Annotated in this window: 12 protein-coding genes; 11 read left to right on the top strand and 1 reads right to left on the bottom strand. The window is 68.6% G+C overall.

Going from position 1 to position 12,531, the window contains the following annotated elements; translation table 11 throughout:
* Window positions 1-138: 138 nt before the first annotated feature.
* The 11 genes from ftsH (at window position 139) to ABIB26_RS00490 (ending at window position 10,967) form a co-directional block, all read left to right on the top strand.
* The gene (gene ftsH / locus ABIB26_RS00540; protein ID WP_354238581.1) at window positions 139-2,205 is read left to right on the top strand and encodes an ATP-dependent zinc metalloprotease FtsH; all 2,067 of its coding nucleotides are present in this window, start codon (window positions 139-141) and stop codon (window positions 2,203-2,205) included.
* Window positions 2,206-2,361: 156 nt separating this feature from the next.
* A complete protein-coding gene (gene folE, locus ABIB26_RS00535) occupies window positions 2,362-2,922 on the top strand; it encodes a GTP cyclohydrolase I FolE (protein ID WP_354239263.1) in 561 nt (186 codons plus the stop codon).
* Window positions 2,923-2,931: 9 nt separating this feature from the next.
* Window positions 2,932-3,849: a dihydropteroate synthase gene (gene folP, locus ABIB26_RS00530; protein WP_354238579.1), complete on the top strand. Its 918-nt coding sequence runs from the start codon at window positions 2,932-2,934 to the stop codon at window positions 3,847-3,849.
* A 14-nt stretch (window positions 3,850-3,863) separates the two neighbouring features.
* Entirely contained in the window at window positions 3,864-4,223 is a 360-nt protein-coding gene (folB, locus tag ABIB26_RS00525) for a dihydroneopterin aldolase (RefSeq protein WP_354238577.1), read from the top strand.
* Window positions 4,220-4,750, top strand: a complete 531-nt coding sequence (folK, locus tag ABIB26_RS00520; RefSeq protein ID WP_354238575.1) for a 2-amino-4-hydroxy-6-hydroxymethyldihydropteridine diphosphokinase — start codon at window positions 4,220-4,222, stop codon at window positions 4,748-4,750. The genes folB and folK overlap by 4 nt, the downstream gene beginning before the upstream one ends.
* Window positions 4,747-5,274, top strand: a complete 528-nt coding sequence (locus ABIB26_RS00515; protein ID WP_354238573.1) for a DUF3180 domain-containing protein — start codon at window positions 4,747-4,749, stop codon at window positions 5,272-5,274. Before folK ends, ABIB26_RS00515 begins: the two co-directional genes overlap by 4 nt.
* Window positions 5,255-5,767, top strand: coding sequence for a PH domain-containing protein (locus ABIB26_RS00510; RefSeq protein WP_354238571.1), 513 nt, complete (start codon window positions 5,255-5,257; stop codon window positions 5,765-5,767). The genes ABIB26_RS00515 and ABIB26_RS00510 overlap by 20 nt, the downstream gene beginning before the upstream one ends.
* A gap of 39 nt (window positions 5,768-5,806) precedes the next feature.
* Entirely contained in the window at window positions 5,807-7,474 is a 1,668-nt protein-coding gene (locus ABIB26_RS00505) for a PH domain-containing protein (RefSeq protein WP_502913596.1), read from the top strand.
* Entirely contained in the window at window positions 7,467-8,375 is a 909-nt protein-coding gene (locus tag ABIB26_RS00500; RefSeq protein ID WP_354238569.1) for a Rossmann-like and DUF2520 domain-containing protein, read from the top strand. Before ABIB26_RS00505 ends, ABIB26_RS00500 begins: the two co-directional genes overlap by 8 nt.
* A gap of 14 nt (window positions 8,376-8,389) precedes the next feature.
* Window positions 8,390-9,325 carry a 4-phosphopantoate--beta-alanine ligase gene (locus tag ABIB26_RS00495; protein WP_354238567.1) on the top strand — a complete coding sequence of 312 codons (936 nt, stop codon included), beginning with the start codon at window positions 8,390-8,392 and terminating at the stop codon, window positions 9,323-9,325.
* A 121-nt stretch (window positions 9,326-9,446) separates the two neighbouring features.
* The gene (locus tag ABIB26_RS00490) at window positions 9,447-10,967 is read left to right on the top strand and encodes a DHA2 family efflux MFS transporter permease subunit (RefSeq protein WP_354238565.1); all 1,521 of its coding nucleotides are present in this window, start codon (window positions 9,447-9,449) and stop codon (window positions 10,965-10,967) included.
* A 728-nt stretch (window positions 10,968-11,695) separates the two neighbouring features.
* On the opposite strand, the gene ABIB26_RS00485 is transcribed toward ABIB26_RS00490, so the two are convergent.
* Window positions 11,696-12,529 (bottom strand): alpha/beta fold hydrolase, encoded by an 834-nt coding sequence (locus tag ABIB26_RS00485; protein ID WP_354238563.1) that lies wholly within the window; start codon window positions 12,527-12,529, stop codon window positions 11,696-11,698.
* Between the last annotated feature and the right edge of the window lie 2 nt (window positions 12,530-12,531).

Here is a 12,531-nt window from a genome sequence, read left to right as displayed (position 1 = left end):
CGCCGACAGGGAACTTTTGGTCTCCACCGTGCGTGAGTCACTGCGACGGTGTATAGCTAGAAGCTGACGCAGCACCACACGCGCGCAGACCGCTCGCCGTGCAGCACTACCAGGAGGGACGGGGCCAGCCCCGAACAGATGAAAGCTAAGAGTTTCTTCAAGGGCCCGGGCATCTGGATTGTCGTTGTTGTTGGCATGCTCCTGCTGGCCTTTGCCACCCTTGCACCTGGCGGCTCCGCCCGGATCGACACGGACAAGGGCCTCGCGCTGTTGGCGGACAACGGCAAGATTGAACAGGCCAAGATCTTCGACGCCGAAAACCGGGTGGACCTGGTCCTGAAGGACAGCCTGCAGGTGGACGGGCAGGACAAGGGCAAGAACGTCCAGTTCTACTACGTCAACGCCCGCGCCGCCGACGTCGTGAAGGCTGTCACCGATGCCAAGCCGCCGAGCGGCTTCACCGACCAGCCGCTCGAGAACAACTGGTTCACCGGGCTGTTCTCCCTGCTGATCCCCGTGCTGCTGCTCGGCGTCCTGTTCTGGTTCCTGCTCTCCCGCATGCAGGGCGGCGGCTCTAAGGTCATGCAGTTCGGCAAGTCCAAGGCCAAGCTGGTGAACAAGGACATGCCGCAGGTCACGTTCAGTGACGTTGCCGGTGCCGACGAGGCCGTGGAAGAACTCGAAGAGATCAAGGAGTTCCTCGCGGAGCCGGCCAAGTTCCAGGCCGTCGGCGCCAAGATCCCCAAGGGCGTGCTGCTCTACGGCCCGCCCGGAACCGGAAAGACGCTGCTGGCCCGTGCCGTCGCCGGCGAGGCAGGCGTGCCGTTCTTCTCCATCTCCGGCTCCGACTTTGTTGAAATGTTCGTCGGCGTGGGCGCTTCCCGTGTCCGCGACCTGTTCGAGCAGGCCAAGGCCAACGCGCCCGCCATCATCTTCGTGGACGAGATCGACGCCGTCGGCCGTCACCGCGGCGCCGGCATCGGCGGCGGCAACGACGAGCGCGAACAGACCCTCAACCAGCTGCTGGTTGAAATGGACGGCTTCGACGTCAAGACCAACGTCATCCTGATCGCGGCCACCAACCGCCCCGACGTCCTTGACCCGGCCCTGCTGCGCCCGGGCCGCTTCGACCGCCAGATTGGCGTCGAGGCCCCCGACCTGATCGGCCGCGACCAGATCCTGAAGGTCCACGCGAAGGGCAAGCCGATGGCTCCCGGCGTCGACCTGAGGGCCGTGGCCAAGAAGACGCCCGGCTATACCGGCGCGGACCTGGCCAACGTGCTCAACGAGGCCGCGCTGCTGACCGCCCGCTCCAACGCCAACCTGATTGACGACCGCGCCCTCGACGAGGCTATCGACCGCGTCATGGCCGGCCCGCAGAAGCGCAGCCGGGTCATGAAGGAACACGAACGCAAGGTCACCGCCTACCACGAGGGCGGCCACGCCCTGGTGGCAGCGGCCCTGCGCAACTCGGCTCCGGTCACCAAGATCACCATCCTGCCCCGCGGCCGCGCCCTGGGCTACACCATGGTGGTCCCGGAGAACGACAAGTACTCCGTGACCCGCAACGAACTGCTGGACCAGATGGCCTACGCCATGGGCGGCCGCGTCGCCGAGGAGCTGGTCTTCCACGATCCGTCCACCGGCGCGTCCAACGACATCGAAAAGGCCACCGGGATCGCCCGCAGGATGGTCACCGAATTCGGCATGAGCGAACGCGTCGGCGCGGTGCGCCTCGGCCAGGGCGGCGGCGAGCCCTTCCTGGGCCGCGACGCCGGCCACGAGCGCAACTACTCTGACCAGATCGCCTACATTGTGGACGAGGAAGTCCGCCGCCTGATCGACGGGGCCCACGATGAGGCCTACGCCATCCTCACCGAGAACCGGGACGTGCTGGACGAGCTCGCCCTTGAGCTGCTGGAACGCGAAACCCTGAACCAGGCCGAAATCGCCGAGGTCTTCACGCACATCCGCAAGCGCGACTTCCGCGATGTCTGGCTGTCCAAGGAGACCCGCCCGATCCAGGACGCCGGCCCGGTGGAGTCCCGCCTGGAGAAGGCCGAACGCGAAGCACAGGAGGAGGCCAAGGAGGCCCGGCTCGAGGAACCGCTCGACGCCATGCCGCCGCACGCCCAGGGGGTCTCCGGACAGGAGCCGTTCCAGGGCGGTGTGACGGATCGCGGGCCTGATGGCCGTCCCGGCTAGGCTTCTGTTGTGACTTCTTTCATCAGTGACAACGACGATTCCGCCAGAGACGCTCCCGCCAACGACCCTCCCGCCAACGACCCTCCCGCCAACGACCCTCCCGCCACCGACGCTCCTGCGGCGGCGGGAGAACCCGCCAAGCACACCGTCGCCAAGGTGGACCGTCCCCGGATCGAGGCGGCGGTGCGTGAGATCCTGCTGGCCATCGGGGAAGATCCGGACCGGAGCGGCCTCGTGGACACCCCGAAGCGGGTCGCCAAGGCCTACACGGAGATGTTTGCCGGCCTGCACCATGATCCGGCGGAGATCCTGGCGACTACCTTTGAGCTGGACCACGAGGAACTGGTGCTGGTCAAGGACATCCCGTTCTACTCCACCTGCGAGCACCATCTGGTGCCGTTCCACGGGGTGGCGCATGTGGGCTATATCCCCTCGCATGACGGCAAGGTCACCGGCCTGAGCAAGCTGGCGCGGGTGGTGGACATGTTCGCCCGCCGCCCGCAGGTGCAGGAACGGCTGACCACCCAGATCGTCGAAGCCCTCGTCACCCACCTCAAACCGCGCGGCGCGATCGTCGTGATCGAATGCGAACACCTCTGCATGTCCATGCGCGGCATCCGCAAGCCCGGCGCCAAGACCGTCACCAGTGCGGTACGCGGGCAACTGCATGACCCGGCCACCCGTGCCGAAGCCATGAGCCTCATACTCGGAAGGTAAGAACAGACTATGGACTCCCTAGCCGCAGCCCCCGGAACCGGCCCCGCAACCTCGCCCCTGCCCCTGCTGCGCAAACCGCGCCCGGCGGCGAGCTTCGAAGACCTCCCCTCGGACCGGACTCTTGTCATGGGGATCCTGAACGTTACCCCGGACTCTTTCAGCGACGGCGGCCAGCACTCGACCACGGACACCGCTATTGCGGCGGGCTTGCGGATGTTCTACGGCGGCGCGGACATCATCGACGTCGGCGGCGAATCAACCCGCCCCGGCGCGGTCGAAGTCAGCGTTGACGAGGAACTGAAACGGGTGCTGCCCGTGATCCAGGCGCTGGTCAAGGCCGGTGCACTCGTCAGCATCGACACGACGCACGCCGCTACCGCCGCCGCGGCGCTCGGGGCCGGCGCCACGATCATCAATGACGTCTCCGGGCTGACCATGGAGCCGGAGATGGCGGAACTCGTGGCCCGCAGCAAGGCGCCCTACATCCTGACCCACCGCCGCGGCAACGCCAGCACGATGGACTCGCTGACCGACTACGGAAACGTGGCGGAAGACGTCGCCGCGGAACTCGCTGGCATCCGCGACAAGCTCTACGCGGCCGGCGTCGCCCCGGAACAGATCATCCTGGATCCGGGTCTGGGCTTCTCGAAGAACGAGGGCCAGAACTGGGAACTGCTTCGGCACCTGGACGTCCTGCAGGCCATGGGCCATAAGGTCCTGGTCGCAGCCTCCCGCAAGCGTTTCCTCGGCAGCCTCCTGACGGTCGCCGGCAAGGCGGCACCGCCGGCGGAACGCGATGCCGCCACTGCCGCCGTGACGTCCATCAGCGCCTTCCGCGGTGCGTGGGCCGTCCGCGTGCACGACGTAGGCGCCAGCCTCGACGCCGTGAAGGTCGCGGCGCGCATGGCCCCGGCCGGCAACAACTGATCCGGCAAGCGAACATGGACCAGATCACGCTGAGCGGCGTCACCGCCGTCGGCCACCACGGGGTGTTTGATTTTGAGCGCCGGAACGGCCAGCCGTTCGTCGTCGATGCCGTGCTGCACCTGGACTTCGGCAAGGCCGCCGCTTCCGACGATGTCCTGGACACGGCGCATTACGGCGAAGTCGCGGAATGCATCCGGGGCTGGATCACCGGGGAACCGCTGAACCTGATCGAGGCCCTGGCCGTGCGGATTGCCGACGACGTGCTGGAAAAGTTCGGCGTCGCCGCCGTGGACATCACCGTGCACAAGCCGAAAGCCCCCATCGAGGTGGACTTCGGCGACGTGGCCGTCAGCGTGCACCGGGAGCGGCCATGAGTCCGTTGTACACCCGCGCCGTGATCGCACTCGGAAGCAACCTGGGGGAGCGCAACGACACCCTCTCGTCCGCCGTCGCCGACCTGGTGGACCCGCCGGAAGTCCGTCTCCTGGCCATCTCGCCGATCGTCCAGACGAAGGCCGTGGGCGGGCCGCCGGGCCAGCCGGATTTCCTCAACATGGTGATCGCGGTGGAAACCAGCCTGCCGCCGCTGGACCTGCTGCGGCACTGCCACCAGGTGGAACAGAAGCACCTGAGGGTGCGTGAAGTGCGCTGGGGTCCGCGGACCCTGGATGTGGACATCATCACGTACGGGGACACCGTGAGCTCCGACCCGGAGCTGACCCTGCCCCATCCCCGGGCGGCGGAACGGGCGTTCGTGCTCTACCCCTGGTCGCTCATCGACCCGGCCGCGGAGCTGAACGGCGAACGGGTCGGCGAGCTCGCCGCCAGGGCCGCGGACTTTTCCGACCTGGCAACCTTCGACGGCTTCCAGGACGTGCACGGCGCGGTGGAGCGGCCGTGAAGCTGACCAGCCCCCTGCTCCTCCTCGTCATCGGCGTGGGCGTGGCCGTTGCGGGCTGGTTCGCCACGGTGCTGACCACCCGTTACAGCCTGGCGACGCCGGTTCTGCCGCTGACCGGACTGCTGACCATGGGCGTGATCGTGGTCCTGACCCTTGTGCTGGGCATCCGCGTGCTGCGCTGGCGCAACGGCAAGAAGAAAAAGAAGATGCTCAACCCGATCCTGGCCGCGTGGACCCTGGTCCTCGCCCAGGCCTGCGCGTACACGGGAACCGTCCTGCTGGGCTGGCATGCCGGGATCTTCATGGACCAATTGCGGCTCTGGAACCTGCGCAGCAACCAGGGCATCACGTGGCAGGCCCTGGCCATGGCCGGCGGCGGCCTGATCATGATCATCGTGGGCCTGGTGGTGGAGCGTTTCTGCCGGATCCCGCCGGAGGACGGCGATACCGACGCCGCCCCGGGCGTCCAGGAACAGCGCGGCAAACCGAAGGCGGAGGGCGAATATGCCTACCGAGGCGATTGACCCGCCCGGCGTCACCTGGCTGCGGGTTTCCCCGAGGTACGTCACGGTGCGGATCGCGGGCTGGGCGCTGGGGAACCTGATCGTGGTGGCGGTGCTGTCCCTGCCGCTGATCCTGGTCCTGAGTGGCTGGTGGAAGGCGCTGCCGCTCTGGCTGGCCGCCGCCTTGCCTGCGGCGATGGTGCTCCTGGCGCTGTGGCGGCTGCTGCTCATCCCGCGGCAGGTCCGCGCGATCGGTTATGCCGAGCGTGAGGATGATCTGCTCATCCGCCGCGGCATCTTCTTCCAACGTGTTCTTGTGGTGCCTTACGGGCGCATGCAGTACGTGGATATCGGCGCAGGGCCGGTGGAACGTGGCCTCGGCCTGTGCGCGCTGAAGCTGCACACCGCTTCCTCCGGGACCAGTGCCGAGATCCCCGGCCTGCCCGCCGCGGAGGGAGCCCGGCTGCGCGAGCAGCTCTCCGCCCGCGGCGAAGCGCGGCTGGCCGGGCTGTGACGGGCCAGCTGTGAGGATTGCACCGGGAAAGGGAGCGCCGTGAAGCCGGGCGGTACCGGGACGGCCCCCGAAGCGACCGCCGGTGCCGAGGCGGAACGGCCCGACGGCGGCTGGCTGCGCGTGCATCCGGCCTCGCCTTTTGTCCGCGGCTGGGTGGCGCTGGCCGCCATCGGATTCTTCTTCGGCCGGGATACCTTCGAGCGGATGCTCCAGGGCGGTCCCCTGATCGATGAGCAAGTCGCCGGCCGGGCACCCTGGCTGCTGCTCGGCGGCGGCACGGTCCTGGTCCTTACGGTCGCCGGCTACGTTCTGAGCTGGTACTTCACCCGCTACCAGGTGGCGGAAGGCTACGTCCGGGTCAATACCGGATTCCTCTTCAAGCAGCAGCGGCAGGCCCGGCTGGACCGGGTCCAGGCGATCGACATCGTGCAGCCGCTGCTGGCCCGGATCTTTGGGCTGGCCGAGCTCAAGTTCGAGGTGGCCGACGCCGGGGAGTCCGCGGTCCGGCTCGCCTACCTCCCGATGGACCAGGCGCGGCAGCTCCGGGCCACCATCCTGGCCCGCGCCGCCGGCGTGGTGCCGGACCCCGAGCACCCAGGGGCCGCCGCTGCGGAGGCACCCGAATATGCGGTGCTGACCGTGCCGCCGCCGCGGCTGGTCGGTTCGCTGCTCCTGAGCGAACAGAGCGTCTTCATCCTCCTGGGCGCCGTGGCGTCCGTGGTGCTCTCCGCCGTGACCGAGAACCGCAGCTTTTACCTCTACCTGATCCCGGCCGGGCTCGGCCTGGTGGCCGCCTACTGGAACTCCTTCACCAAGGGCTACAACTTCACCGCGGCCATTTCGCCGGACGGCATCCGGCTGCGCTACGGGTTGCTGGACACCCAGGCGCAGACCCTGCCGCCGGGAAGAATCCAGGCGCTGAGAATCAGCCAGCCCCCGCTCTGGCGGATCTTCGGCTGGTACCGGATGCAGGTCAACGTGGCCGGCTACGGCACCGCCGGAAACAACGGCGAGGGCTCGTCCCGGACCACGCTCCTTCCCGTGGGCACCTTTGCTGAGGTGCTCACCATGCTGTCCCTGGTCCTGCCGGACCCCGGAACCGCCGAACCCGTGCGGATCTTCACCGCAGGCCTCAACGGCCTTGCGGGGGCGTCCGGTGCAGGCGGCGCCTCAGCGGCGGAGCGCGACGGCGGCTTCGTCACCACGCCGCGCCGCGCGCGGCTGCTGGCGCCGCTGGGCTGGCGGCGCAACGGCTTTACCGCCACTGACACGGCCCTGCTGATCCGTTCGGGGCGCTGGTGGCGGCAGCTGGTGGTGGTTCCGCACCAGCGCACGCAGTCGATGGCGCTGCAGCGGGGTCCGCTGGCCCGGCGTTTCGGTGTGGTGGACCTTGTCCTCCACACCACCGCCGGCCCCGTCTCCCCGAGACTGATCCAGGCCGGCATCGCGGAAGGCAAGGCCCTGCTCGACGCGCAGGGCGCACGCGCCCGGGCCGCGCGGAAGCGCCAGACCAGCGAGCACTGGCTGGACCAGGTGAAGCCGCTCGTGGCTGCGCCCGGCCCGGAAGCGGAGCCTGTAGCGGCGGCCCCGGCCCAAGCAGGGCCCCCCGAAGCCGGGCCCGCCGAAATCCCAAATGTGAATCGGCCCGGCCCGGCCGGCGCCGTTGACCCCGAGACAAGCGAAAAGGAAGGCCTGCAGCATGGCTAAGCCAGGACGCCTCGGCGTCGGAATCATCGGTGCCGGCAAGGTCGGTGCTGTCCTGGGGGCCGCGCTGCGCGGTGCCGAGCATGCCGTCATCGGGGTGTCCGCGGTCTCGGAGGCGAGCCGGGAACGCGCGGAGACCCTGCTTCCGGGTGTGCCGGTGCTGGATGTGCAGGACATCGTCGAGCGCGCCGAACTCGTGCTCCTCGCCGTCCCCGATGATGCGCTCGGCCCCCTCGTGGAAGGGCTGGCCAAACTCCGCGCCTGGCAGCCCGGACAGCTCGTGGCGCACACCTCGGGCCGCTTCGGCGTCGGCATCCTGCACCCGGTCCGCGCCGCAGGGGCCGTGCCGCTGGCGTTGCATCCCGCGATGACCTTCACCGGCATGAGCCTAGACCTCACGAGGCTGCTGGACTGCACCTTCGGGGTCACTGCCGACACCGCGATGCTGCCCATCGCGCAGGCCCTCGTCGTGGAGATGGGCGCCGAGCCTGTCGCCATTGCCGAAGCGGACCGGACGCTCTACCACGCAGCCCTCGCGCACGGTTCGAACCACCTCGTCACCCTCGTGGCGCAGGCCTCGCAGCTCCTGCGGGAAGTCGGCGTCGAAGCCCCCGAACGCATGCTGGGCCCCTTGCTGCGCGCCACCCTGGAGAACGCCCTCGCCTCGGGCGAATCGGCGCTGACCGGTCCCGTGGCCCGCGGCGATGCGGGCACCGTGGCCGCGCACGCCGAAGCCCTCCGGGAGCACGACGCCGGCTCCGGCGGCGATATTCTGGAGGCGTACCTGGCCATGGCCCGGGCGACGGCCCGCCGGGCGGGAAGCCGCGGCCTGCTGAAACCGGACCAGCTCGAGGGCGTCAACCGCGCCCTTGAAGACCCGGAACATGGTGGCCCGGAATCCTAAGGAAGGACCCTAACGTGGCGATCCAACTCGTGACGACGGCCGCGCAGCTCCGCACCGAAAGCGCCCGCCTCCTCACGCAAAAGGGGGGCACCTCGCAGGGGCTGGTGCCCACCATGGGCGCCCTGCACGAGGGACATGCCCAGCTGGCGCGCACCGCCGTCGAACAGAACGACGTGGTGGTGGCCAGCATCTTCGTGAACCCGCTGCAGTTCGGCGAGGCAGCGGACCTGGAACGGTACCCCCGGACGCTGGAAGCGGACCTGGCCGTCCTGGACGCCGAGGGCGTGGACCTGGTGTTCGCGCCGGGCGTCGACGAGGTCTACCCCGACGGGGAACCGATGGTGCGGATCACCGCGGGGCCGATGGCCGGGAAATGGGAGGGGGCCTCCCGCCCCGGGCACTTCGACGGCGCCCTGACCGTCGTAGCCAAGCTGCTGCACTACGGAATGCCCGGCGCGGCCACGGGCATTGCAACCGGCGGGGCAAGCCGCGGGGCAACCGGCGCAGCGCTGCCGGCGTACCGGGCGTATTTCGGCCAGAAGGACGCCCAGCAGCTGGCCCTGGTCCAGCGCATGGTGGCGGACCTCAACTTCCCGGTGGAGATCGTCCCGGTACCGATCGTGCGCGCCCCGGACGGGCTCGCACTGTCCAGCCGCAACCGGTTCCTCTCAGCCGCGGAACGCGAAGCGGCCCTGGTGCTGTCCCGGGCGCTGCGCCTGATCGAGGACCGGGCCAACGCCCACGAGCCGCTGGACCTGGAATCCGCCCACGCGCTGGTGGAATCACAGCCGCTCGTGGAACTGGACTACTTCGAGGTGGTGGATCCGCGCACCCTGGAGCCGCTGGCCGAGAACTGCAAGAACACACCCTTCCGCGGTGAAGGGCTGGCCCTCATCGCGGCCAAAGTGGGCCCGGTCCGCCTGATCGACAACGTGCCACTGGACTCCTGACGGACGTCTTCCCGGATTCTCCCTCTTCGCGGGAATTAGCTTCGCGAATACACTGTTGGAACCAGCAGCAGCAGCGCCGACGCTCGCCGGACACCATTTCGCACTCCCTGAGGGAACCCCCATGTCTACAGACGTCTCTTCCAACGCCCACGGCGACCCATTACAGACTCCAGCCGTGCTGACTGAAGCCCCGGCGGGGGCGCCCGTTTCGGCGCCTGTTTCACCGCCGCCGCCGCCGAATTCGGCGCCGGCGAAGATGTCCCGGGAATCCGTCACCATCATCGTCACCTTGCTGGTGGCCACGTTCGTGGTCATCCTCAACGAAACCATCATGAACGTCGCCCTGCAGCGGCTGATGGTGGATCTCAGGATCGACGCCCCCACCGTGCAGTGGCTGTCCACCGGCTTCATGCTCACCATGGCAGTCGTGATCCCCACAACGGGCTTCATCCTGCAGCGGCTGTCCACCCGCGCCGTCTTCATGCTGGCCATGGGCCTCTTCTCCGGCGGCACCCTGCTCGCGGCGCTGGCTCCGGGCTTCGAGATCCTCCTGCTCGCCCGGATCGTCCAGGCCGGCGGCACGGCAATCATGCTTCCGCTCCTGATGACCACCATCCTCACCCTGGTCCCCGTGTCACGCAGGGGCGCCGTGATGGGCAACGTCAGCATCGCCATCTCGGTGGCGCCGGCCATGGGCCCCACAGTTTCCGGCCTGATCCTCGAACACTTTTCCTGGCGCTTCATGTTTGTTTTTGTCCTGCCGATCGCCCTGCTCGCGTTCGCCATCGGCGCCAAGTATCTGACCAACATCGGCGAAACGGAAAAGACGCGGCTTGATGCCCTGTCTGTCCTGCTGACGGTTCCCGCCTTCGGCGGCCTCGTGTACGGGCTGAGCCAGATCGGTGGCGGCCAGGGCGGTCCTGGTTCACCTGCCGTCATTGCCCTGGCCGTCGGGGTGGCGGCCATGCTGGCGTTCGTACTCCGGCAGTTGAAGTTGCAGAAGTCCGCGGCGCCCCTGCTGGACCTGCGCGCGTTCAACTTCCGCATGTTCACGGTGTCCGTGCTGCTGCTCGTGGTGGCGATGATCGCCCTGTTCGGCGCCGTGATTCTGTTGCCGCTGTACCTGCAGGAAATCCGCGGGCTGAAGTCGCTGGAGACAGGACTTGCCCTGCTGCCCGGCGGTCTCGCGATGGGCCTGCTGGGCCCTTTCATCGGCCGGATCTTTGACAAGGTTGGCCCGCTTCCGCTGACTCTCGCGGGCTCGGCCATGCTGGTGCTGTCCCTGTTCCAGTTCTCCCTGCTGGACGCGGACACGCCGGTGGGGTGGATCATCGCGCTGCATGTGGGTCTGAGCCTGGGCCTTGCATTGCTGTTCACGCCGGCCTTCACCACCGGGCTGAACCCGTTGCCGCCGCATCTCTATTCGCACGGTTCGGCCATCATGAGCACGCTGCAGCAGGTGGCCGGCGCCGCCGGCACGGCGCTCCTGGTCTCGATCTACGCCGTCGTGTCCGCCGCCTCGGGACTCGTCGCGGGCATGCACGCGGCGTTCCTGACGGCGGCAGTCATAGCCCTCGCGGCCGTGGTGCTGTCCGCCATGATGCGCAAGACCGCCGGGGCGGACCAGCCGGCGGCCCACTAACGCAACGGGGGTCACTCAGTGGTCATTTTCGTTAGTTCGTCGGGGGTTTAGAGGGCTGGGACTTCTTCGGGTCGGGAGGACATGCCCATTCCTCGCGCCCGGGTCCGGACATAATCGGAATATGTCCGCGCGCCGACCCCGGCATGGGGCATGTCCGGATCCCGGGGGCACTTTCGGGTGGCTCCGCTGCGGGGATCGGCTACTCTCCAGGAGGACACCGCCCGGTCTTCGCGCCCGGGACCGGCGACACCGTGACGTTCCTGGCCGGAAGCCGGGCACGTGGGCGCGGGCAGTAAGCGGGGCGCTCCTTCCCGGTTGCTTGCCGCCCGGCCGCCTGCCTGCCGTGGCGAACCCCGGATTCCCGCGGGCGGTTTGCGCGTGGCGCCGAAGCAACTGGGGAGGAACGTCACGGCAGGGGTGCGTGGGGCTGGTCCAGTCAAGCGTTGGGCATGTCAGGCGTTGGGCGTGTTCGGCGGCGGGGCGTCGGGCTGCTCCCCGGGAGGCCATGCCCAATCCTCGCGCCCGGGTCCGGACATAATCGGAATATGTCCATCCGCCGATCCCGGCGCGGGGCATGTCCTTAAGCCCGGGCACCCCGCCGCCTGGACCTGAACCCCCGACGAACTAACGAAAATGCCCACTAACCATTAACGCAGCGCGGGGTCACCTGGCGCCCCTCTGAGCCGCCGGAATGGGCGCCAGGTGACCCCGCGTTGCCGTGGTGGGGCTCAGCCGGCGAAGAATTCACTCAATTCGGTGATCAGCTTGTCCGGCGCCTTGTTCACGCCGTCGTGCCCCATGCCCGGCAGGATCGTGTAGCTGGAGCCGGAGAGTACGTCGTGGATCTGCCCGCAGGCCACGCCGAAGTACGCCGGGCTCTTCTCGCCCACGACGATCAGCGTCTCCAGCGGGAGTTCCAGGAACGGTTCGGCCGGCATGTCGGCGGCGATGATGGCCTTGATCTCGCGGACACCGGTCTGCATGAGCTCGCGCAGCTGCTTGCCCACCGGGGTGCCGGCGGCGAGCTTGTTGGCCAGCGTCAGCATGGACAGCGGCATCCGGGACAGGGCGCTGCCGGTTTCGAGCCCCTTGAGCAGCACGGCGAGGGCGCGGTCGTCGTCGCCGGCCGCCGTCGCACGCTCATATTCGGCGGTCCAGTCCGCGGTGACGCTGTGGTTGACGGACACTGCGGGGTCATAGACGGCGAGGCGTTCCACCGGCAGGGTGCGGGCAGCGTGCAGGGCGACGGCGCCGCCGAAGCTGTGCCCGAAGACGTCCGTGCTGGAAGTGTGCTTCATGACCGCGTCGAGGTCGCGGATATCCACGTCCAGGGTGTAGTCCTCCGGCTGCGGGGAGGAGGAGCCGCGCCCGCGCCGGTTGAAGGTGTGGACCGGCCGGCCCAGCGCAGCGCTGAGCTTCTGTGCGAAGCGGCCGTAATCGGCGGCAGTCACCATCGAGGCCGGCACGACGACGACGCCGGAACCCGCCGAGGCCAGCTCGGCGCCCGTGCTGAAAAGCTCGATGGTTCCGCCGTCGGTGGTTCTGATGTTCTCGCGGGTCATGC

This window comes from Arthrobacter sp. UYEF20, from assembly GCF_040546335.1.
Taxonomy (GTDB): domain Bacteria; phylum Actinomycetota; class Actinomycetes; order Actinomycetales; family Micrococcaceae; genus Arthrobacter.
This window is presented reverse-complemented; position numbering and strand designations above follow the sequence as displayed.

What these genes read in the sequence shown, in the direction of transcription:
- folP (WP_354238579.1), top strand. Translation starts at nt 2,932, where the DNA reads ATGGACTCCCTAGCCGCAGCCCCCGGAACCGGCCCCGCAACCTCGCCC.
- ftsH (WP_354238581.1), top strand. Translation starts at nt 139, where the DNA reads ATGAAAGCTAAGAGTTTCTTCAAGGGCCCGGGCATCTGGATTGTCGTT.
- ABIB26_RS00500 (WP_354238569.1), top strand. Translation starts at nt 7,467, where the DNA reads ATGGCTAAGCCAGGACGCCTCGGCGTCGGAATCATCGGTGCCGGCAAG.
- ABIB26_RS00485 (WP_354238563.1), bottom strand. Translation starts at nt 12,529, where the DNA reads ATGACCCGCGAGAACATCAGAACCACCGACGGCGGAACCATCGAGCTT.
- ABIB26_RS00510 (WP_354238571.1), top strand. Translation starts at nt 5,255, where the DNA reads ATGCCTACCGAGGCGATTGACCCGCCCGGCGTCACCTGGCTGCGGGTT.
- ABIB26_RS00490 (WP_354238565.1), top strand. Translation starts at nt 9,447, where the DNA reads ATGTCTACAGACGTCTCTTCCAACGCCCACGGCGACCCATTACAGACT.
- folK (WP_354238575.1), top strand. Translation starts at nt 4,220, where the DNA reads ATGAGTCCGTTGTACACCCGCGCCGTGATCGCACTCGGAAGCAACCTG.
- folB (WP_354238577.1), top strand. Translation starts at nt 3,864, where the DNA reads ATGGACCAGATCACGCTGAGCGGCGTCACCGCCGTCGGCCACCACGGG.